Annotated in this window: 19 protein-coding genes and 1 tRNA gene; 12 read left to right on the forward strand and 8 right to left on the reverse strand. The window is 62.5% G+C overall.

Going from position 1 to position 20,661, the window contains the following annotated elements; genetic code table 11:
• Positions 1-93: 93 nt before the first annotated feature.
• The 3 genes from P0Y50_02615 to P0Y50_02625 are packed head-to-tail and all read right to left on the reverse strand — an operon-like array spanning position 94 to position 4,099.
• On the reverse strand, positions 94-705 hold the full coding sequence (locus tag P0Y50_02615; protein WEK40518.1) for a hypothetical protein: 612 nt from the start codon (positions 703-705) through the stop codon (positions 94-96).
• Entirely contained in the window at positions 702-1,937 is a 1,236-nt protein-coding gene (locus P0Y50_02620) for a restriction endonuclease subunit S (GenBank protein WEK40519.1), read from the reverse strand. Before P0Y50_02620 ends, P0Y50_02615 begins: the two co-directional genes overlap by 4 nt.
• Entirely contained in the window at positions 1,934-4,099 is a 2,166-nt protein-coding gene (locus P0Y50_02625) for a class I SAM-dependent DNA methyltransferase (GenBank protein WEK40520.1), read from the reverse strand. Before P0Y50_02625 ends, P0Y50_02620 begins: the two co-directional genes overlap by 4 nt.
• Positions 4,100-4,291: 192 nt before the next feature.
• Between P0Y50_02625 and P0Y50_02630 the strand changes: the two genes are divergently transcribed.
• Positions 4,292-5,236 (forward strand): DUF5655 domain-containing protein, encoded by a 945-nt coding sequence (locus P0Y50_02630; protein WEK40521.1) that lies wholly within the window; start codon positions 4,292-4,294, stop codon positions 5,234-5,236.
• 51 nt (positions 5,237-5,287) lie between these two features.
• Here the strand turns inward: P0Y50_02630 and P0Y50_02635 are convergent, their stop codons facing one another.
• Complete coding sequence (locus P0Y50_02635; protein ID WEK40522.1) at positions 5,288-5,530, reverse strand: helix-turn-helix transcriptional regulator; 243 nt, start codon at positions 5,528-5,530, stop codon at positions 5,288-5,290.
• Between the two features lie 205 nt (positions 5,531-5,735).
• Here P0Y50_02635 and P0Y50_02640 point away from each other — a divergent pair, with 205 nt between their 5' ends.
• The 6 genes from P0Y50_02640 to P0Y50_02665 all read left to right on the forward strand — a co-directional run bounded on the left by P0Y50_02640 (position 5,736) and on the right by P0Y50_02665 (position 11,146).
• Complete coding sequence (locus P0Y50_02640; protein ID WEK40523.1) at positions 5,736-6,098, forward strand: hypothetical protein; 363 nt, start codon at positions 5,736-5,738, stop codon at positions 6,096-6,098.
• Positions 6,095-6,532, forward strand: a complete 438-nt coding sequence (locus tag P0Y50_02645) for a hypothetical protein (protein WEK40524.1) — start codon at positions 6,095-6,097, stop codon at positions 6,530-6,532. The genes P0Y50_02640 and P0Y50_02645 overlap by 4 nt, the downstream gene beginning before the upstream one ends.
• A 198-nt stretch (positions 6,533-6,730) precedes the next feature.
• Positions 6,731-7,126: a hypothetical protein gene (locus tag P0Y50_02650; GenBank protein WEK40525.1), complete on the forward strand. Its 396-nt coding sequence runs from the start codon at positions 6,731-6,733 to the stop codon at positions 7,124-7,126.
• Positions 7,127-7,207: 81 nt separating this feature from the next.
• The gene (locus P0Y50_02655; protein WEK40526.1) at positions 7,208-7,597 is read left to right on the forward strand and encodes a hypothetical protein; all 390 of its coding nucleotides are present in this window, start codon (positions 7,208-7,210) and stop codon (positions 7,595-7,597) included.
• Between the two features lie 635 nt (positions 7,598-8,232).
• Positions 8,233-9,468 carry a VapE family protein gene (locus tag P0Y50_02660; GenBank protein WEK40527.1) on the forward strand — a complete coding sequence of 412 codons (1,236 nt, stop codon included), beginning with the start codon at positions 8,233-8,235 and terminating at the stop codon, positions 9,466-9,468.
• A 529-nt stretch (positions 9,469-9,997) separates the two neighbouring features.
• Positions 9,998-11,146: a tyrosine-type recombinase/integrase gene (locus tag P0Y50_02665; protein ID WEK40528.1), complete on the forward strand. Its 1,149-nt coding sequence runs from the start codon at positions 9,998-10,000 to the stop codon at positions 11,144-11,146.
• A gap of 103 nt (positions 11,147-11,249) precedes the next feature.
• Here P0Y50_02665 and P0Y50_02670 read toward each other — a convergent pair whose 3' ends face one another.
• Complete coding sequence (locus tag P0Y50_02670; protein ID WEK40529.1) at positions 11,250-11,732, reverse strand: hypothetical protein; 483 nt, start codon at positions 11,730-11,732, stop codon at positions 11,250-11,252.
• A gap of 50 nt (positions 11,733-11,782) precedes the next feature.
• Complete coding sequence (locus P0Y50_02675) at positions 11,783-13,024, reverse strand: putative phage abortive infection protein (protein WEK40530.1); 1,242 nt, start codon at positions 13,022-13,024, stop codon at positions 11,783-11,785.
• A gap of 317 nt (positions 13,025-13,341) precedes the next feature.
• On the opposite strand from P0Y50_02675, the gene P0Y50_02680 reads away from it, so the two are divergent.
• Together P0Y50_02680 and P0Y50_02685 are read left to right on the forward strand one after the other, a co-directional pair.
• Positions 13,342-13,422, forward strand: a tRNA-Thr gene (locus tag P0Y50_02680).
• 276 nt (positions 13,423-13,698) lie between these two features.
• On the forward strand, positions 13,699-15,543 hold the full coding sequence (locus P0Y50_02685; GenBank protein WEK40531.1) for a DNA polymerase III subunit gamma/tau: 1,845 nt from the start codon (positions 13,699-13,701) through the stop codon (positions 15,541-15,543).
• Between the two features lie 178 nt (positions 15,544-15,721).
• Here P0Y50_02685 and P0Y50_02690 read toward each other — a convergent pair whose 3' ends face one another.
• Together P0Y50_02690 and P0Y50_02695 are read right to left on the reverse strand one after the other, a co-directional pair.
• Positions 15,722-16,276, reverse strand: coding sequence for an ActR/PrrA/RegA family redox response regulator transcription factor (locus tag P0Y50_02690; GenBank protein ID WEK40532.1), 555 nt, complete (start codon positions 16,274-16,276; stop codon positions 15,722-15,724).
• A 91-nt stretch (positions 16,277-16,367) separates the two neighbouring features.
• Positions 16,368-17,876 carry an ActS/PrrB/RegB family redox-sensitive histidine kinase gene (locus tag P0Y50_02695; protein ID WEK40533.1) on the reverse strand — a complete coding sequence of 503 codons (1,509 nt, stop codon included), beginning with the start codon at positions 17,874-17,876 and terminating at the stop codon, positions 16,368-16,370.
• 44 nt (positions 17,877-17,920) lie between these two features.
• Here P0Y50_02695 and P0Y50_02700 point away from each other — a divergent pair, with 44 nt between their 5' ends.
• The 3 genes from P0Y50_02700 to P0Y50_02710 all read left to right on the forward strand — a co-directional run bounded on the left by P0Y50_02700 (position 17,921) and on the right by P0Y50_02710 (position 20,599).
• Entirely contained in the window at positions 17,921-18,544 is a 624-nt protein-coding gene (locus P0Y50_02700) for an SCO family protein (GenBank protein WEK40534.1), read from the forward strand.
• Positions 18,545-18,624: 80 nt separating this feature from the next.
• The gene (gene phaZ / locus P0Y50_02705) at positions 18,625-19,905 is read left to right on the forward strand and encodes a polyhydroxyalkanoate depolymerase (protein ID WEK41513.1); all 1,281 of its coding nucleotides are present in this window, start codon (positions 18,625-18,627) and stop codon (positions 19,903-19,905) included.
• Positions 19,871-20,599, forward strand: coding sequence for a SprT family zinc-dependent metalloprotease (locus P0Y50_02710; protein ID WEK40535.1), 729 nt, complete (start codon positions 19,871-19,873; stop codon positions 20,597-20,599). Before phaZ ends, P0Y50_02710 begins: the two co-directional genes overlap by 35 nt.
• Positions 20,600-20,661: the final 62 nt, after the last annotated feature.

A 20,661-nucleotide genomic window follows, 5' to 3' on the forward strand; every position in this document is an offset into this window, starting at 1 on the left:
GGCGGCGGGGCTGCGCCTCTGATAGCCACCCGCGCCGATCAGGCCGGTTTCAATGGCGGTTTCGAAATCGCGTTCAGTGTGCCCGGACATGGCTTAAACTTCCTGCACGGACGTGTTGGCCAGCGCCGCCAAGGGCTGACCATCGACCTCGTCGAAATGATAGTAGCGAATCGACGGGTCGGCGTTGAGTTGCCGGTTGGCGTCAAGATACGCTCCGGGATTATCGTTATCGGCGAACACGAACTTCCGCAGCCTGATCCTGCGCGTATCGCCGGTGTAGTGCTCGACGGTCTGCTTCAGGCTGCGAACCCAACAGGCTCCTGCCTTGAGTTGCGGAACGATCTTTTCAGCCGTGAGGCTCTTGGATTTGAACTCGATGCAGTCGGCGTGGAACGCACGCCCGCTTGTGTAGAAAATGACGAAGTCGCACCGCCGCGACCACGGCTTCGCGTTGTCATCGAGGAAGTGAAACAGCGCCGGTTTGCTCTTCTTCTTCGCGATTTCAAAATCGTCATGATCCAGCTTGAAGGCCATACCCGGCCCCGGCAGAAGCAACTCAACCCGGCGCTCCTGCGGCTTTACATCTTCTGGTCGAAAATACTTTTCGCTCAGGATGACCTTGCTATCTGAGCCGTCATGCATGACGTAGTCGCTATTGATATACGCCTTCAGATGCTGAAAATAGGTGCTCGCTGCCAGTGTCATAGCAGGGCTTCCAGTTGGCCTGTGGTGGCAGCGTTAATCAGGGCGGCGCGATATTCCCCGAGCCTGTTGATGCTGGAAACAACTTGATCGCCTACTCGGCGATGCTCTTGGTCCACCTCATGACAGAAGGCAGCGATTTCTCGCTGCTCAAATACACTCGGTACGGAAAGTGGGAAAACACCCAAGGCTTCCCGATTAACCTTCGGCATAGCGACACGAAGCGACTCAAGTTCTGCATAGGAGCTGAAAGCATCAGTCAAAAGAAAATAGAAAAGATACTTGCGGTCAAAATGATCCCCGGGATCGATCGCATACATGTCGGCACTACAAAGGCACTCTGCATCATAGAGCGCCACCTTGCGCAACGCTGGTCGTATCTTCGAGTAAAGAACGCTTCCGGAGGGGCAGAAATACTTTCCGCTGATTGCCCCTTGTTCTTCTGCGCTGGTCACCTCGAAAAGTCGGCCGGTGCCGCTTTCGATGTGATCGGGAGCGATGAGCGGCATATCAGCGAACTTGGCTTCGCGCGGGTCCACCTGCCCGCTCTGAACCTGGCATCGCCATTTGAATGGCACCAATCCCCAATGCGCTGGGATGTCGCCGAGCCAGTCGATACCGGAAGGCTTCATGGGGGCGGCGGGGTTTAGGCCCTTGGTGACGGCGCGGGTGATAAGAGCTTGACGCTTCTCGGCCAGCCGGTCCAGAAGCGCGCGCTTCTTCTCGATCAGTCCGTCGATCTGGGCCGTCTTCTCATTCAGAAACCGCGCGATCCGCCGTTGTGTTTCGAGGGGTGGGAAGGTGACTCTGACTGCTGCGAGTTCATCGCGCGACAACTCGACGAAGGTGGTGCCGTTCGCCATCGCGTTCAACTCTGGCGCACGCGACTTCAGTAGATAATACAGAAATGGTCCATGCACTCGGTCACCGGGAATGATTCCACGACAGCCCTGATTAAAGGCCATGGGCTCTTCGGTGATTGCCATATGACCGATTGGTGCGCGCGTCGAAATCAAGACGGCCCCTACAGGTAAGATCGAAAGATTCGTGTCCTCGACGGCTTGCTCTGTCACTTGGCGTTTCGTCTGGGAAATCTTGTCGCCGCTGAGCCTGCCAAGGTCTTCAGGCGTGGCCCATTTGATGTCGCCTCCCCAGTAATCAGCTTCGCCACTGGCAGGCGTTGAGCCATTCTTGATCCGGCTGAAATGACGCAGGGCGCCTGTGCTGGGCGTCACGCTACCAGCCCCTTCAGCAGGCCGGCGATCTCGTCCTCCAGCGCGGTGATGTCTCCCTCGATGTCTTCCAGCGGGCGCGGCGGCTTGTAGACGTAGAAATGCCGGTTGATCGGGATTTCGTAGCCGACTTTGGTCTTGTCGTAATCGACCCAGGCATCGGGCACATGGGGGTGCACCTCGCGCGCCATATGGGCGTCGATCGCGCCTCGGAAGGCCGTGACCAGCTTGTCGTTTGGCTTGTCCGGCCCGAACTCCATTGGCAACGGCAGGGTCGTGCCCTCCGGCAGGGGGATGTTCTCAGTGTCCCGCAACTCGCTGTCCGGTTCGGCCCTGCCTTTGCCGTCCCGGCAAATCTCGGCTGTCGCATCGCGCTCCCCTAGAGCCGCGAAGATGGCCTTCTTGACCGGGGCGGCGATCTTGATGTCCTCGCGCTCGGCGGCGCGGGCCAGGTCGACGTCGAACGCCTCGCGGTCACCATAGCGACCTTTGGCCTTCAGCGTGGCCAACACCTTACGGATCGCGGCCTGCTGCGCCACGCCGTCCTCAATCTCACGCGCCGCCGCCTTGTCGTCCTTGCGTTTCTTGGACGTGGCCAGATTGGCGAAGGCGGACTGATCCTCCAGGCGGGCGATCCGTTCCTCCGTGACCTCGAAACTCATTCGCAAGGGGCGCTCGACCGTCACCTTCAGGAAGCCGAACTCGCGGTTCTCGAAGATGAGCGATACGACGCGGGGTTCATTGTGCCCGTTGACCCGCACCTCAGCCGTCGCGCCGTCGCGCCGGTCGCCATAAAGGCGCGTCAGCTCACGGATCTGATCCTCGCTAATTTCGTTGCGTTTGTTGTTCAGGCTCTTTTTCATGCGCTGCGAAAAGCGCGTGCCGTCGATCAGCTGGACCGTGCCGCGCCGTTCCGGCGGCTTTCGATTGGTGACGAGCCAGACATAGGTGAAGATGCCTGTGTTGTAGAAAAGCTGGTCCGGCAGGGCGACGATGGCATCGAGCCAGTCGTTCTCGATGATCCACCGCCGGATGTTCGACGGCCCCGACCCTGCGTCGCCCGAGAACAACGGCGAGCCGTTGAACACGATGGCGATCTTTGAGCCGACCGCGTTCTCGTCTCCCTCCTTATAGGGGTGCATCTTGGACATCATGTGCTGCAGGAACAGCAGCGAACCGTCATTGATCGCGGGTAGGCCCGCGCCGAACCGGCCCGAGAAGCCCATCTCGCGATGCTCCCTCTCCACCACCGTCTTCTGGTCCTTCCAGTCCACACCGAAAGGTGGGTTGGCCATCAGGTAGTGGAACCGGTGGCCCTCAAATCCGTCCTTGGTAAGCGTATCTGCTTCAACAATGCTTTTGGTATCTTCGTCCTTGATTAGCATGTCCGCGCAACAGATGGCCCAGGACTCGTCGTTGTATTCTTGGCCGAAAAGGGCAAGGTTCGCGTCCTCGTTTTGGTCGAGAATGAACTTCTCAGATTCCGACAGCATCCCCCCGGTGCCGCACGTCGGATCGTAGATCGTGCGGAAAATGCCCGGCGTGTAGACGTCGTGTTCGCCCGTGTAGATCAGGTTGGCCATCAGGCGGATTACTTCGCGCGGGGTGAAGTGGTCGCCCGCCTCCTCATTGGCCTGTTCGTTGAAGCGCATCACCAGATGCTCGAACAGATAGCCCATCTGCAGATTATCAATCCGGTCGGGATGCAGGTCTACACCGGCCATCGCCTTGACGATGGCGAACAGCCGATTTGAGGCATCCAGCTTTTCGATCTGATCGGTGAAATTGAACCGCTCAAAGATAGCTCGCGCGGTCGGCGAGAAACTGTTGATGTAGGAGACAAGATTCGGCGCAATGTTCTCAGGATCGCCCAAGAGCCGCTCGAACGAAAATGGACTGGTATTGTAGAGCGGGTGCTTGCGGTCGGGGTCGGCGGCGCGTCCTAGAAGCCGGTCCATCGCGTTTGCCGGCGTGTTCGCCGCGACCAGCTTGGCATGCTGTTTCAGCACCGCCGCCTTGGTTGGCTCAAGGAGGCAATCCAGCCTTCGCAGCACGATCATCGGCAACATCACGAGCCGGTATTGTGGAGGGCGATAAGGCCCACGTAGACGTTTGGCGATTTCCCAAATGTCGCCCTTGAGATCGTTGTGCGCCTGCACGTTCATCGTTGGTGCCCCCGGCCTTTTCGCGTGCCGTCCGCTGGTAGAATCTAGGCGGTCAAACGGGTCAAGAGATGTCGCCAACTTAGGCGACGAGGCAGTGCCGCTTCGCGCCAAGGCATGCGGCTGCGAAAGGGGCTATCCAGCTACTGAGGCGCGGCTATTCTCCAAGCTTAAGCGATTGAGGCCTCGACCGAAATGAGTGACATCAAACTATTCCGCATTGCTCAGGCCTGCGTGGCTGAATTGCCAGCGCAGAGCCCTCAAGTCGAGAAATCCCTACAGAGCCTCTTTGAGAAGAACCTCGAAACCCTTCTAGGTGTCAGGTTCCTGGCTTCAGAATACAGCACGGGTCCGGTCCACGGCGGGCGAATAGACACCCTCGGTATCGACGAAGACGGCAGCCCGGTCATCATCGAGTACAAGCGGTCGGTAAACGAGAACGTCATCAACCAAGGCCTGTTCTATCTGGACTGGCTGATGGATCATAAAAAGGATTTCCTATGGCTTGTCATGGACAAGCTGGGCAAGGGATCCGCTGATAAGGTTGAGTGGGGCACCCCCCGCTTGATCTGCATCGCGGGTGACTTCACTCGATACGACGGACACGCCGTGAAGCAGATCAACCGCAGCATCGAGCTCATGCGGTATCGACGATTCTCGGACGACATGCTCATGATCGAGCTGATCCACACGCCGCGTATTGCCGCGCGTACGCCAACCATCCTGGACACCACGGCACCGGACGTCGCGGTGCCGACGAAGGGCGGGAAGGATCCCTATCTCAGCTCCCGTATCGACTACCGGCTCAGCAACTCGACCGGCGAGCTTCGCGATCTTTGGGACGCAACCAGCAGCTTCTTGATGGCGCTGGGCGACGAAGTTCAGATGAAAGAATTGAAATTCTATTATGCCTTCAAGCGCATCAAAAACTTCGTCTGCCTTGAGCTTTACCCCAGCGCCAAGACAGTCGCGGCCTACGTGAAGGTCAATCCCGACACAGTGTCGCTTGAGGCCGGCTTTACACGGGACGTTCGTAAGATCGGGCATTTCGGTACGGGCGACCTTGAGATCACCATGCGGAGTTTAGATGATCTCGCTAAAGCACAGCCCCTATTTCAACGAGCCTACGAGGACGGGTGAATGGGGCCGATCAGTTCGCGTGCCCCCCTCGTTCATGTCGTCGCGGCAGTGTCACAGGCTTCGGTCAACGAACTTTCTGAGCAGCTCAGCTGAATTCCAACCGAGCGCTTCGGCGACTTGGCAGAACTCAATTACATCGAGCCGGCGCTCTCCTCGCTCTACCTTCGATACGAAGCTTTGAGGCTTCCCCAGGCGCTCCGCCAACTCAACCTGCGTGACATCGGCCGCCTTTCGCACCGACGCGATGAAGGCGATGAACTCCTGATGCCGTTGCGTAAAAATCGATGACGGCAACGCGCGGCCCTGATCGGTGAGGCGCTTTCGCTAAAACCTAAATCAGGATATCCCAGATTCGGTTATTCGGTCTGGGGGCCGCCGCCGCATGGTGCGGAGCCAACACAAGCAACAACGCCGCCTGATACCTCGCCGAGCGCAAAACTCGGCATCTTATATGATGTGCAAATAACTGCGCATCTCAAACAGAATGAGATCGTAGCATATGAACCAGAATACAATCCGCATGGCTCTAGCGGCCATCGCCGCCTTCTACGTCGTGATCGGCGGCCTGTGGGCGATCAACTACTTCCCGCTGAAAAACTTCTACCACCAGATCGAAGTTAAGGACGCCATCACCAAGAATCTCGGCTACCCGGCGGCATTCAGGTCGGCCGAGTACAAGGCAGCGGAGGAGGCTCAGGCGACCTACGCCCTTAGCCATCCGGACATCCTCGTCACCGAAGGACGGGTGGCCTTCTACAGGTCCCTGCTCATCTGGGGCACGGTGGCGATCGGCGTAGGCAGCGGCGTCCTCTTCCTGATGCGGGGCCGGGGCATCCAAGCCGCAAAGGGAGCCGCCCAGTGAAGCGCCTCGTCTATACCGGACTCGTCGCTGGCGCTCTGGTCGTCGGCGGCTGTGCATCATCACCCGCGCGGACGCCCGGCACCTACGTCAGCCAGAGCGAACCCGTCTATCTGATCACCGAGGCTCAGGCCGATCAGATCCTGGTGGACGCCATGAACGCCGAGTTCGGCACCAGTCCGATCGTGCGCGTCGAGCATCCGAACAAGGGGTATCAGGCCACCATCAAGTTCCTGTTCGACAGCCACCAGATCGTCGGCACGATGGTCCCCTCCAGAGGCCGGAAGGCTGACGGCACGGTGCAGGACGGCTTCTACTTCACCGTCTCCCACAGCGGCACCATGCCCCTCTCCGGTATCACCCGCTCAAAGCGCTTGAAGGACCAACTCAACAACGCCGCGACGGCCCTTTCGTCAACCGTCCCGTCGGCTCGGTAGATCACGCCTCGGTTGGTCAGCGTCAGACCCTGGACACCATCGTCTCCGCCCTCGGTAAGACGTCTAAAAAGCCGATGCCCGTCATCGACTTCAAGGCCGATCACTAGGGCGACCTGACGCCCTCCAAACACCCACCTCAATCGACCCCCGTGGCCTCCGCTGCGGGGGTTTTTCCATGCCCGAAAGGACACCCTGACCATGCTTTCGCTCACCGACCGAGACGCTGTTACGGCCGCGCTCACAGACCCTAGCCTCGACTCTGTCCTTCGCGCCCTAATCGGACTTCGTGTCTGGCAGGTTGATATCGATCGTCGCCGTCCCCTTGGCGAAACCCTCCAGATCGTGGTGATCCAGCCAAGCGATCCACCCGAGGCCATCCACGCCGCCGTGGGCTTTCCCATCTGCTGGGACCAGGCCGAGCAGCCCGGCTGGGAGTGGTTCAACGACCACGGCTCATGGTTCGAGCTGGCTTACGTCCTGACCGACGACTTCGGGATGCTGGTCTTCGTGGCCGACCATCCCGAAACCAACGACACCCTACGCTTCAACTGCCTCGGCTTTGCCGACCGCTATCCGGTCTCCGACGCCGACTGAGCCTCTTCAAAAACCCATCCGACCCGCGCCCTCCGACACCCCGTCGAGAGGGCTTTTTCATGCCTGAAGGACACCAATCTCATGCTGTGCCTAAACACCCTCGCCGACGTCGCCGGCGTGATCAGCGACCCTGACCTAGACGACGATTTGCGCACCCTGATCGCCCACCGGGGATGGCAGGCCTACGCTGATCATGCCTCGTGCCTTAGCGAAGACACCCGCATTGTCGTCGTCCAGGGCGGCGACACCCCCGACGTGATTAATACGGCCTTGGGCTGGCCTATCACCGGCGACGATGCCGAGGACCCGAGCTACGACCGTCTAGAGGAGCACGGCCTCTGGTTTGAGATCGTCTATCGGGGCCGGTGTGGGCGAGACTCCGTAGTCTTCGTAGAGAACGGTTCAGGCACCGAGCTCGGCATCCACTATCTCTGCCTCGCCCACTTTTGGACCGAGGTGGGCGGTCGATGACGAACAGAATCCTTATGCTGGTCATCCTTTGCGTGGGGTTGGCCGTTCTCAGGGCAGTCGCCATCGTCCTGATCGCATCTGTAGTTTTGGGCCTGGTCGTCAGCTTCGTGACCCAGCCGAAGCAAACGCTGGCGTTCTTGGGCACCCTTGCCCTGTCTGCCCTAACGGTAGGTCAGCCGACTGCTTTCATAGTCACGCTTGGTGTTGTCGTTCTCACGGCCGTCGTCCTCCATGTGCCGCGAAAGCCTCGGCGCGGAGTTCTATCCTATGGGCGGGAACATCGACCACTGGAGCCGGAAGAGCGGCCTCGGTCCCCGTTCTGATCGCCGGCTTGAGGAGTTCCGGGACGGAGGTTTCAAGACGTCATGGTGGGGGCAATTTCGACCGATTTTGAGGTTGTCCCCGCCCAGCCGCCCAAATTCTCTAAACTACGAATATTAAACGTCTTTTTATCCGACCCGGCAAACCCGTTTACTTAACCCATCTCCGCATAGGGCGGGGATCAGTCTGCGAGGTCGTATGATCAAGCCAACAGGAAGCCAAAAATGGGAGCTCAATCAGCAGGGCGGTCAGGGTGGATTAGCCAACAGAGTTAGGAAGCAGACGTCTCTGCGGAACCTAGCATGCCACGACCAATGAGCGAGAGAAACGACATCGGACCGTTCCCGGACCGTCCGCCCCCGCGATCGGATCGCCCACCGGCCACAATCGCAAACGTCGAACACCTGCTGAAGTATGCCGGCATCAGAGTGCGCTACAACGAGGTCAGCAAACGCGATGAAATCCTGATTCCCGGAAAACAGGGATCACAGGACAACGTCGATAATGTCACCCTCACCTACATCATCAGCTTGGCTGCCGAGCACCACATCCCCACTGGCAATGTCCCTGGCTTTGTGGAAGCCATCGCCAACAAGAATGCGTACAACCCGATCAGAGATTGGATAAACAGTCGTCGCTGGGACGGTTTAGATCGACTGCCTGCCGTCTACGAGACTGTGGTTCAGGCTGCAGGGTATCCTGACAGCCTGAAACACGTGATCCTCCGCAAATGGCTCCGTAGCGTCTCTGCGGCGGCGACCCGACCCAGTTTTCGGAGCCGGGGCGTCCTAACCCTTCAGGGCGCACAGGGGGCTGGAAAATCCAGCTGGATTAAAGCCCTGATCTCCGACCCGGACCTAGCCGATCGTATGATCAAGCTCGGTCATCACATGGATCCTTCGAACAAGGACTCCCTGATCGGAGCCATCGGGTTCGCGATCACAGAGATCGGTGAACTCGACAGCTCGTTCAAAAAGGACATCGCTCGGCTGAAGGGCTTCCTGACCGACGATACAGATCGGGTTCGCCGGCCCTACGATCGTCGGGAGTCGAGCTACCCTAGGCGGACGGTGTTCGCTGCAACCGTGAACGAACACCAGTTCCTTCAGGATCCTACCGGGAACACGCGGTTCTGGACGATCCCGATCGCCTCTCTGAACTGGCGACACGAGATCGACATGCAGCAGGTGTTCGCCCAACTCGCTCAGGAAGTAGAGGGCGGCGAGACATGGTGGTTGGCAGACCATGAGGAACGCCAGCTCAACGAGCTGAACTCGCGCCACAGCACGGCCAGCCCCGTTGCTGAACGCCTAGCGGAGATGGTCGATATCGATCGAATTGGGTCGGAAGGTCTTGATGCAATGTCGGCCACCCAAGTTCTCGAATGGCTTCAACTCCCGCAGACCAACCAAATGGCGCGCGAAGCGGGAGCTGCCTTACGGGGCCTGCTGGGCGATCCGAAGAAGATCAAGGGCGCGATGAAATGGCGGGTGCCGATCCGAACCGACGACGGCTTCAGCCCTCCCAAGCCGTGGGTAAAACCGTCCTGATCAGTCGCCAGGGCGCCGAGAGGGGGTGGGAGGGGGTGGGGGAATGGTTGAGATGATCGGTCCGAAAGACCGATCAAGGCACCGACTTTTCCTCCCCCCCCGCCCCCTCGCTGCCGTCAGCCTGCGCCGCCATTCGTGGCACTTCAGTTGCTTCTCGGCGGGAAGCGTGACGGCTGATCTCAGCCATTGCGCTGGCCTGCATCTAACAGTCTTGCCGATAACGCGGCCCGCTGAGGGCCACTTCGGGCGTCCGATGACCCGCCTCATCGGGGCCACCGGCACAGCACCCCGGCGGCCGTCTCTGGGGCATTTCTAGGCATTTCACATCGTCGCCCCGCCCAGCGCCGAGTGATCGAGCCGGCGATCAACCGCCGCCTTCCAGACGCGCCACCAAACAGACAGCCGGCCGTCGGCCTCGCGGGTCAGCCCCCGCCTCCAGTCTACCCCAGCCACCACCCTCCCGTCGCGCCCAGGCGCGGCTCCTCGGCGCATGCCCGCCGACACCCTCAACCATGCAAGGAGAACAACAATGCCCAAGGCCCACCTGACCCAAGCCTTCGTCGCCAACGCCGGCTGCGAGGTCGGAAAGAAGAAGACGGATTGGTACGACACAACCATCACCGGCTTCGTGCTGGAGTGCCGCTCTACTGGAGGCAAGACCTACTACCTCCGCTACGTCGATCAGGCCGGTCGTCAGAAGCAGTATAAGATCGGCGGCTCTAACGACGTCACCTTCGCCGCAGCTAAGAAGAAGGCTCAACAGCTCCGCTCAGAAGTTGTGATGGGCGGCGATCCCGGCGCGCAAAAGGCTTTGGTCAAGTCCGTCCCCCTCTACGGCGAACTGGCGGCCATGCACCTAGAGTCCGTCAAGGACCAGAAGTCGTACCCCAGCATCGAGATGTGCATGCGCGTCCACATCGTCCCAAGGTGGGGGAAGACACGCCTGACGGACATAAACAGCCGGACGGTGGCCCAGTGGCTGACCGAGAAGCGGGCAAAGGGGTTGTCGCCTGCTTCGGTGGAGAAGCTGAGGGTGCTGCTAGGCCGATCCTTCGTTCTAGGCTCCAGTTGGGACGTGCCGGGTACCGACAAGAATCCAACGCGTGGACTTGGGAAGCGGCTCAACAACGGCCGCGAACGCTTCCTGTCGGCCGAGGAAGCCGCACGGTTGAGGGAGGCCGTAGCGGCGTCGCAGAACCCACAGCTTCAGCACATCGTCGGCCTGCTTCTTCTCACAGGAGCACGGCTGCGCGAGTTGCTCGATGCCAGAATCGACCACGTGGACATCGAACGTCGGTCCTGGCTGATCCCAACGAGCAAGACCGGCAAGCCGCGTCACGTGCCGCTCTCTACGGCCGCCCTGGCCATCATCGAACAATTGCCGCGCTTCAAAGGCTGTCCGTGGCTCGTGCCGAACCCGGAAACCCGCCTTCCCTTCGTATCGATCAAGCACGGTTGGCAGCGGGCGATAAGGGAGGCCAAGCTGCCGGGTCTTCGCCTTCATGACCTGCGACACTCAGCGGCGTCGTTCATGGTCAACAGCGGGGTCGATCTCTTCGCCGTTGGCAAAGTGCTGGGCCACGCCAGCTACCAGAGCACCCAGCGGTATTCCCATTTGGCAAATGACACGCTGCTGAAGGCCGTCGAGGCCGGAGCGGCGAAGCAGGCCGCCTTCTGAACCACAGCGCTTCATCCGCCTCCTGGCATCACGTCGGGGTGCGGGTGGCGCTATTTTTTTGCCCGTCCCTCGATCCGCCGAACCGCCAATCGGCTCTTCAAGTTCAGAGCTTAAGCGTGTTCCTCAATGTGGCAACGGCCTCTGAACGTCGGCCTGTTGACGCTTGGCCTATTATCCCGGGCACGTGGCAGTTTTTATTGAACCACGTCTTCTTGGAATTTCGAACGTCTGGATTTGCGCGAAGCGCCATACCGATCATAACAGTCTCAAGCTCGTCAATCTCACGACCAGACTTCTGCGATGATCGGCAGAAATTCCCCCTGACCGGCTCCACTTTCGCAATGAGATGAATAGCTGGATAGCCCCGCTTGCGTTGCCCAGCGCTGACATAATGGTTGAGCTTGTGCTCTTGAAAAATCTCCCCGCGGAAACCCAGTTTTGCATTGGTCTTGCCGACATACCAAGGGGTGTAAGTCTCTCCGTGGCAGGTCGAAAAGACATAAATCCCCACGGCCCGCGGGAGCCCCGGCTCGATCACTTCGATCCCGTCCCAGAAAGCCTTCAGCGCCACGCCGGTGGCTTCCATCTCGGCCCGTGGAGACCAGAAGGGTCCTTAGACTTGGTACTGCATCGGATTCAGCCCTTGGCCTTCGGAGGTCTAGGTGGGCGAGGGATGCCTGGTGCATCCTCAGATTTCGCAGTAGCCTCGCCGCGAGCTTGGCCGCCAGACTTATGGCGGTCGCGCGTAGGGGCCGACACCTTGGCCGGTACATCTTCTGGCGGAGATGATGAGCGAAGCTTGGCGATCGGCCCAGACGGGCGGTGACTTGATGCCTTAGCCGACGAGGAAGCTACGTTTCCTGAAACCGCCACAGTTGGTGATTGTCGAGGAGCCCTCTTGGCTTGCAACTCGCCACCGTCAGTCATGTCACCCTTCACTCGCGGCTTGGCGAGGCGAAGAACCTCCGCATAGCCGCCCTTGCCGAATACAGCGTCTGGTAACAGCTTCCCATGCTTAGGCTCAATGAGCCGCGCCGGGATGTTGTCGAACAACTGGTGCTGCACGGCCAAATCAGCAAATGGCGCACCATACTGTCCGACTGCGCAGTTATAATAAAGCATGAGCAGCTCTTGATTAGACAACTGAGCGCGCAGAATCGGTATGTATTTTTCGCTATCAACACCTCTGGAGACTAGGCGAATAGTGTTGTAAAGATAGCGAAAATAGTGAGCGAGTTGGGATTGCTCTTCTTTAAAAACTTCGTCCCAAGCGAAAATCAAGATCCGCCCGTCCTCAGCGTCTGGAAACTGTCTGCGCTTGGCGCGATAGATGCGCGTCAGCCGGCTGTACATGACGGCAAAAGCATCGCGCCCGGTGACAATCTGATCCTCCTCGTTTGTATCGACGGTTTTTAGCGAGTTGACGATGTCATTGTGCGTGCCCAACAGATGATAGAAGCTGGTTTGATAATTCTGAGACTCGATCGCTGCGTTCTGCGCCGTTAGAGCGGCGGAGGTATCGAGAAACTGAATTCGCGCTTCCTGCTGCTCAACACGCTGCAGGTGAAGGGTGTAAAACAATCCGCCGAGAGTCAGAGCAGTCAAAATCGGATTGAGGAAGCCGCCGAAGAAGTCTCCTCTCTGGCCAAGCAGAGCCATGACCCCATCGTTCGCGGCCGTGTTGAGCAGGTAGATTTGATAAGCGACAAAGCACCCAAGGACGACCGCGCTTCCGACCACCACAAGCCACAAGCGGGACTTTGGCGGTTCTTTGCGCGCCTCGGTGGTGGTGATCGGCGTCGGGACTGCTGGTGCCTCTGCCGCTACAACTCCCTCGACAGCTGCTGTCGCGGTAGGTTTCTTGCCATTCAAATACATTAGAGCTCCCCTGTGCCCTTCTGTCACAGCACCTGCATTGGACCAAGCGTTCAGTTGGAGGTTGTAGACGAAATTGCTTTCGCCGTTCTCTTGGAGGACGTTCGATGGGTGACATAGGCCACCGGAAGCAGCACAAACCAAGTGCGATAGGTGGTACTCACAACGCGGGCTTCGCAGGTCTGGCGCAGGTCGGAATCTATTGCGTTCCCACGCTAACGATCTTTAACTAGGAAACATCCCATCGACCCCTTCGGGCCAGACTGGGAAGCCTGTGGGTTGGAAGCTTTCAGCCTGAGCGAAACGGTGCCAGAAGCTAAGCACGCCTTGAGTTTGGTGGGTAAGCTTCCATCGAATTCGTAATGAGGGGGTCAGGTGTTCGAGTCACCTAAGCGGCACCACCTTTCTATGGCCCTCTAGCTTTGACGCCCGGCCGGGATAAGCCGGAGGAAGCTCCATTCACGCGATCAGATATCTCTTTGGCGAGCTGAGATTGCGGGACTGACCCGAAAGCGGTGTCAGACATAAGGCGGTTGAAGATGTCGTCACTGCCATGCGCTGGATGAACAGATCGTCGTGGGCGTATCGAGTCTAGGGGGCATCCATCTCATGCGGACGCGCGATTCGGGCGAGGGAATCGCTTCGCGGGATTGCGTGTGCGCGCTAAGACTATCGCCATGACGGACAGCGACACGACGATGGACGGCCCGCCCTGGGAAGAGGACGAGGTCGTAGAGCGGGACGAGAACACCGACGACATGTTCGGCGCGCCTGCTGCGGCGCCCGAGCCGGTCGCTGAGCCGGTGGTCGCCCCTGTCGTCGCCAAGCCCGTGCAGGCCGAGGGGGAAGCGCCCGCCGACGACGGCGCCGCCTATCAGGTGCTGGCGCGCAAATATCGCCCGCGCACCTTTGAGGATCTGATCGGCCAGGAGGCGATGGTCAGGACGCTGACCAACGCCTTCGCCACCGGGCGGATCGCGCACGCCTTCATGCTGACCGGAGTGCGGGGCGTCGGCAAGACGACGACCGCGCGCCTCTTGGCCCGCGCCCTGAACAACGAGACCGATGTCATCGACCGGCCGTCGCTGGCCCTGACCGCCCACGGCCGGCACGACGCGGCCATCATGGCCGGTCAGCACATGGACGTGATGGAGATGGACGCGGCGTCGCACACCGGCGTCAACGACATCCGCGATATTCTGGAAAGCGTCCGCTATGCGCCGGTCGAGGCGCGCTACAAGGTCTATGTGCTGGACGAGGTCCATATGCTGTCGACGCAGGCGTTCAACGCCCTGCTGAAGACGCTGGAGGAGCCGCCGCCCCACGCCAAATTCATCTTCGCCACCACCGAGATCCGCAAGGTGCCGGTGACGATCCTGAGCCGGTGCCAGAGGTTCGATCTGCGCCGGGTCGAGCCGGAAATCCTGGTCGAGCATCTGGGCCGTATCGCCGACCGCGAGGGCATGAAGATCGAGGCCGACGCCCTGGCCCTGATCTCGCGCGCCGCCGAGGGATCGGTGCGCGACGGCCTGTCGCTGCTGGATCAGGCCCTGGTCCAGGGCGAGCGCGGCGAGACGGTGAAGACCGAGACGGTGCGCGACATGCTGGGTCTGGCGGACCGGACCCAGACCATCGCCCTGTTCGAATCGATCATGGCCGGCCGCACGCCCGAGGCGCTGGAGAGCTTCCGCACGCTTTACGGCTTCGGCGCCGATCCGGTGCAGGTGACCAACGACCTGCTGGAACATTGCCACGCCGCTTCGGTCGCCAAGATGCTGGGGCCGAACGCGACGCGCCTGCCCAATGATCAGGCGCAGAAGCTGGCGGCCCTGGGCGCGGCCATTCCGGCGGCGACCCTGTCGCGGACCTGGCAGATGCTGCTGAAGGCGCTGGACGAGGTGCGGCGCGCGCCCAATCCGGCCGATGCGGTCGAGATGGCCATCGTGCGACTGGCCTATGCCGCCGATCTGCCGGGGCCGGAAGAGGCGCTGAAGCGGCTGCAATCGGGCGAACCGATGGGCGGTGGATCTGCGCCGCGTGGAGGCGGCGGCGGCGGCGGAACCTCCGCACAACTGGCGGCCCGGCCGGTGATGGCCCCGGCCCTGCCCGATCCGCAAAGCTTCGAACAGGTCGTGGCCCTGATCGGTGAAAAGCGCGAGGTCGGGCTGCAGATGGATGTTGAGCGGTTCGTGAAGCCCGTCTCGTTCAAGCCCGGCGCCATCGTCTATGAGAGCGTTCAGGGCGCGCCGGTCGAACTGGCGCGCAAACTAGCCGCGAGGCTGCGCGAATGGACCGGCCGCACCTGGCTGATCGCCGCCAATGGTCAGGGCGGCGCCGAGACGGTGATCGAGCTTCAGAAGAAGGCCCGCATCGCCGAGCGCGCCGAGGTCGAGGCCAATCCCTTCGTCCAGGCCGTCCTGCTGGCCTTCCCCGGCGCCAAGCTGGGCGAGATCCGCACCATCGCCCCGACCGTCGTCACTCCCGAAATCCCCGACGCGTCCGAGGACGACGACGAGGATTAGATGGGTCGGCGCCCGTCATTCCGGGGCTGAGCGCAGCGAAGAAGCCGGAACCCAGGGGCCGCAGGCGCTGTGGTGAAGGTATCCGACGCCGGCTGCACGCCTCCTGGATTCCGGGTTCGTCCTTCGGACGCCCCGGAAGGACGAGCTGGGCGGTCGCCAAACCGTATGACGATCGCCCCTACCGGGGCGCGCGTTTGGCCAGGATGCGTTGCAGGGTGCGGCGATGCATGCCCAGGCGACGGGCGGTTTCCGAGACATTGTGGTCGCACAGTTCGTAGACGCGCTGAATATGCTCCCAGCGGACGCGGTCGGCGCTCATGGGGTTTTCAGGCGGCTCGGGGATCTCGCCGGTCGCCAGCAGGGCCTTGACCACGTCGTCGGCGTCGGCGGGCTTTGACAGATAGTCGACGGCGCCGGCCTTGACCGCCGCGACCGCCGTGGCGATGGCGCCATAGCCGGTCAGCATGACGATGCGGGCGTCCTGACGCTTTTCGCGCACCGCCTCGACGATCTTCAGGCCGTTGCCGTCCTCCAGCCGCATGTCCAGGACGGCGAAGGCCGGGGCCTTGTCGCGCAGCAACTGGGTCGCCTCGGCGACGGATTCGGCGGTCGTCACCTGAAAGCCGCGCGCCTCCAGCGCCCGTCCCATGCGGGTGCGTAGCGCCTGATCGTCGTCCAGCAGCAACAGGGACCTGTCGGGCAGGGCGGCGATGCGGGTTTCGAGTTCGGACATTGTCTTGGTTTCTCCTGCCCCTTCAAGTCGGGAGCGGTAGCGCGCGGGTCAAGGCCGAGGTTCCGCCTGCGACGCTTCGACCCAGCGGCGTTCAGGCCGCGACCTCAAGCGCGGGCCGGGCCCAGCGCACGGCGACGCGGGCGCCGCGCGGGACGGCCTTGGCTTCGGGCGCTGCGCCCGGCTGGGGCAGGCCCTGGCCGACGCTGACCGATCCCCCGGTGCGCTCCAACAGGGTGCGGGCGATGAAGAAGCCCAGCCCCATGCCGCCCTGGCTGGGGGCGATGGGGGCGTCGGCCGCTCCAGCGACGGGCGCCCGCCTCTTGGTCGGGCGGGTCGCAGCGGCGATCTGGGCGGCCAGGGCCTGGCGCGCCTTGCCCTGGGGGCGGCTGGTCACATAGGGCTCGCCCAGGCGGGGCAAGATATCGCTGGAAAAGCCCGGCCCGTCGTCCAGGATGTCGATCTCGATCCAGCCGGCGTCCACCACCGCCTGGACCCGCACGGTGGCGGCGGCGAAGTCGGCGGCGTTCTCGACCAGGGTGGACAGGCCGTGGATCACCTCGGGCAGGCGACGCACGCGCGGGGCGGGCTGGCCGGGCGGGGTCCTGACCAGGACGTCGAAGGCCAGGTCGAAGCCCCGGTGCGGCTCGACCACCTCTTCCAGCAGGGCCTTCAGCGACACGTCGGCATAGAGGGCGTCGTCGCCCTCGGGCTGTTGCGACAGCTGGGTCAGGATGCCCCGGCAGCGTTCGGCCTGTTGCAGGATCAGAGCCGCATCCTCGGCGGCGTCGCTGTCGGGGGCCGAGGCGCGCTGCAGCTCCTTGGCCACGACCTGGATGGTGGCCAGCGGCGTGCCCAGTTCGTGCGCCGCCGCCGCCGCGAGGCCGCCCAGCGCCGCCAGCCGCTGCTCGCGTTGCAGCACATCCTGGGTCGTGGCCAGGGCCAGCTCCAGCTTCTCGGCATCCGCCGCCACCCGCCAGGCGTAGCCCGCGGTGAACACCACCCCCGTCACCAGGGCCATGGCCATGCCAAGGCGATAGAGCAGCGGCAGGTGGAAATCCTCATAGGGGCGCCACGGCAGCGGCTCGGACCAGAAGAACAGGATGCCGACCGCCAACAGGGCCAGCACGCCCAGCATCAGGGCCTGGCGCGCCGGCAGGGCCGCCGCCGCGATGGTCACCGGCGCCACCAGCAACAGGCAGAAGGGGTTCTCCAACCCGCCGGTCAGGGCCAGCAGCACGCCGAGCTGGAAGATGTCGAAGCCCAGATGGATCGCGGTCTGTTTGCCGTCGGGCAGGCTGGACTCCAGCCGGCGCACCCGCGCCATGGCGCCCAGGTTCACCGCCGCGCTGACCGCGATCACGATCAGGCAGGGCCACAGCGGCAGGGGAAAATGCAGGCCCTGATGGGCCGTCAGGATCGCCGCGCTCTGACCCAGGATGGTCAGCCAGCGCAGCACGATCAGCGTCCTGAGCGAAAATCCCCGCCCTCGTCGCGGCGCGTCGCGCCAGCCGTCCAGCGGACCAGGCGGCGCGGCATGGGGCGCCGGACCAGGGGAAGATGGCGCGCCATGCGGCGCAATGCGGGCTTCTGTCGAGGTCACGCGACTTCTATAGACCGACCAGAGCCATTTCGTGAGAGGTCGTCATGCCGCGTCGTTCCGTCCTGCTGTTCGCCGGCGCCTGTATCGCCGTGGCGGCGGCGCTGGCCATCATCACCGTGGTCGTGGTCAGCGGACGCAGCGCCCCGTCGAACGCCATGGAGACCACCTCGACCGGCCAGCCGCTGATCGGCGGCGACTTCCAGCTGGTGAACCAGGACGGTCGGACGGTCGACCAGACGATGCTGAACGGCAAATGGAGCCTGGTCTTCTTCGGCTTCACCTACTGCCCCGAATTCTGCCCCACGACCCTGGCCGAACTGGCCGCCGTGCAGCAGCGTCTGGGCGACAAGGCCAACGATCTGCAGATCGTCTTCGTCAGCATCGACCCCCAACGCGACACGCCGCAGATGCTGAAGGACTATCTGTCGTCGGACGGTTTCCCCAGGGGCGCCATCGGCCTGACCGGCACGCCGGATCAGGTGGCGACGGCGGCCAGGGCCTATCGCGCCTTCTATCAGAAGGTCGGCGAGGGCGAGACCTATACGATGAACCACTCCCTGACCGTCTATCTGATGGGGCCGGACGGCCGGTTCCGCACCGCCGTCGCCTATGGGATGGGACCGGACAAGACGACCAAGATCATCGAAGACGCCATGGCGCGGGGATAAGGACGATCCCATAATCCTTTTGCAGGGCGAGGCATTATATGTTGCCCTGCACAAACGGCGACAGGCCGCAACGGATCGTCATGCTCTACGCCTTTCATGAACTCGCCTATCAGTCGGCCCTGCCCTTCCGCATCGGAGCGCAGATGGCCCGCAGCTTCTGGACCTCGCCGCTGAACCCGGCGGCCGACACGGCCATCGGGCGCACCGCCTACGCCTCGGCCGAACTGTTCGAGAGCGTGACGCGGCGTTACGGCAAGCCGGCCTGGAAGCTGGAGACGCTGGAGATCGGCGGCAAGACGGTGCGCACCACCGAACAGGTGATCTGGCAGAGCCCATGGTGCCGCCTGGTCCGGTTCGCGCGCAACATCGGCGACCTGAAGCGGGCCAAAAAGCCCGCCGCCGGGCCCGCCGTCCTGATCGTCGCGCCGCTGTCGGGCCACTACGCCACCCTGCTGCGCGGCACGGTCGAGGCCTTTCTTCAGGACCACGACGTCTATGTCACCGACTGGATCAACGCCCGTCAGGTTCCGGTGCTGGAGGGACGGTTCGACTTCTTCGACTATATCGACCACATCCGCCTGATGCTGGCCGAGATCGGCGGGCGCGCTCATGTCGTCGGCGTGTGCCAGCCCGGCCCGCCGGTGCTGGCCGCTGGCGCGGTGATGGCCGAGGACGGCGACGAGAACCGGCCCCTGTCCATGACCTTCATGGGCTCGCCCATCGATGCGCGCCTGTCGCCGACGGTCACGAACCATCTGGCCGAAGAGAAACCCTTCACCTGGTTCAAGTCGAACATGATCCACACCGTGCCCCTGCCCTATCCGGGGTTCGGGCGGCGGGTCTATCCGGGCTTCGTCCAGCTCTACAGCTTCATGTCGATGAACGAGGATCGCCACCGCGACGCCCACTGGAACTATTTCAACAGCCTGATCGCCGGCGACGGCGACGGGGTGGAGAAGCACGAGGAATTCTACGACGAATATCTGTCGGTGCTGGACCTGACCGAAGAATTCTATCTTCAGACCATCGACATCGTCTTCCAGCAGCACCTGCTGGCGCGCGGCCTGCTGGAGCATCGCGGACGCAAGGTCGATCTGGCCCGGATCACCGACATCGGCCTGATGACCGTCGAAGGCGAGAAGGACGACATCTCCGGCGTCGGCCAGACCCAGGCGGCGCACGGCCTGTGCTCCAACATCCCCGAGGATCGCCGCGTGCTCTATGTCCAGCCGGGCGTGGGCCATTACGGCGTGTTCAACGGCCGTCGCTTCCGCGACGAAATCTATCCCCGCGTCCGCGATTTCATCGCCCAGAACGAGGCTTTCGGTGGCGTACCGCAACGGTCAGCGGCTGCCGCTTGACGAAACGGGCGGGAACTCAGGTTCCGGCCCGACCCTGAGACTGTCCGTCAATCCGCGCGCCCGGCGCCTGTCGGTGCGGATCGATGCGCGGGCGGGCGAGGCGGTGGTGATCGCCCCCAGCGAACGTGGCCTGACCCAGGCCGTGGCCTTCGCCCGCACCAAGGCCGTGTGGATCAGCGAACGGCTGGCGGTGCGGCCGAAAAGCCGGCCGCTGGCGCCGGGGCAGGTCATTTCCCTGCGCGGTCGCCCCGTGCGGCTGGAGGCGACGCTCGGCGCCGGGGCCGCGCGCCTGGTCGAAGAGGGAACCGTGATCCGCTCGGGCGGCGAGGACGAGGCCTATGCGCGTCGGGTCGAGAACCTGTTGAAACGCGAGGCGCGCGACACGCTGCTGGAACGCACCGATCATCACCTGCGCGCCCTGGGCCAGGCGCCGGTCACGGTGTCCATCGCCGACACCCGGTCGCGGTGGGGTTCGTGCAGCCCGCACAACCGCACCATTCGCTATTCCTGGCGCGTCATCATGGCCCCGCCGCCGGTGATCGACTATCTGGCCGCCCACGAGGTCGCCCATCTGGTCCACGCCGACCACAGCCCCGCCTATTGGTCCGTGGTCGAACGGCTGGTCGGCGATCACAAGCCCTGGCGGAAATGGCTGAAGGACTACGGCGGAGCCCTGCACGCCGTCGGGCGCTGAGGCGATCACGACGGACCACGGAAACTCCGGCCGTCCGGCGCGTTTCATCGGCGCCCTCCCTT

The sequence above is a fragment of the Candidatus Brevundimonas colombiensis genome (assembly GCA_029202665.1).
GTDB classification, from domain to species: domain Bacteria; phylum Pseudomonadota; class Alphaproteobacteria; order Caulobacterales; family Caulobacteraceae; genus Brevundimonas; species Brevundimonas colombiensis.

Bases quoted from the DNA above. Each gene is read 5' to 3' on its own strand.
- P0Y50_02615 (WEK40518.1), bottom strand. From the start codon at position 705: ATGACACTGGCAGCGAGCACCTATTTTCAGCATCTGAAGGCGTATATC.
- P0Y50_02625 (WEK40520.1), bottom strand. From the start codon at position 4,099: ATGAACGTGCAGGCGCACAACGATCTCAAGGGCGACATTTGGGAAATC.
- P0Y50_02630 (WEK40521.1), top strand. From the start codon at position 4,292: ATGAGTGACATCAAACTATTCCGCATTGCTCAGGCCTGCGTGGCTGAA.
- P0Y50_02640 (WEK40523.1), top strand. From the start codon at position 5,736: ATGAACCAGAATACAATCCGCATGGCTCTAGCGGCCATCGCCGCCTTC.
- P0Y50_02650 (WEK40525.1), top strand. From the start codon at position 6,731: ATGCTTTCGCTCACCGACCGAGACGCTGTTACGGCCGCGCTCACAGAC.
- P0Y50_02655 (WEK40526.1), top strand. From the start codon at position 7,208: ATGCTGTGCCTAAACACCCTCGCCGACGTCGCCGGCGTGATCAGCGAC.
- P0Y50_02660 (WEK40527.1), top strand. From the start codon at position 8,233: ATGAGCGAGAGAAACGACATCGGACCGTTCCCGGACCGTCCGCCCCCG.
- P0Y50_02665 (WEK40528.1), top strand. From the start codon at position 9,998: ATGCCCAAGGCCCACCTGACCCAAGCCTTCGTCGCCAACGCCGGCTGC.
- P0Y50_02670 (WEK40529.1), bottom strand. From the start codon at position 11,732: ATGGAAGCCACCGGCGTGGCGCTGAAGGCTTTCTGGGACGGGATCGAA.
- P0Y50_02675 (WEK40530.1), bottom strand. From the start codon at position 13,024: ATGTATTTGAATGGCAAGAAACCTACCGCGACAGCAGCTGTCGAGGGA.
- P0Y50_02685 (WEK40531.1), top strand. From the start codon at position 13,699: ATGACGGACAGCGACACGACGATGGACGGCCCGCCCTGGGAAGAGGAC.
- P0Y50_02690 (WEK40532.1), bottom strand. From the start codon at position 16,276: ATGTCCGAACTCGAAACCCGCATCGCCGCCCTGCCCGACAGGTCCCTG.
- P0Y50_02700 (WEK40534.1), top strand. From the start codon at position 17,921: ATGCCGCGTCGTTCCGTCCTGCTGTTCGCCGGCGCCTGTATCGCCGTG.
- phaZ (WEK41513.1), top strand. From the start codon at position 18,625: ATGCTCTACGCCTTTCATGAACTCGCCTATCAGTCGGCCCTGCCCTTC.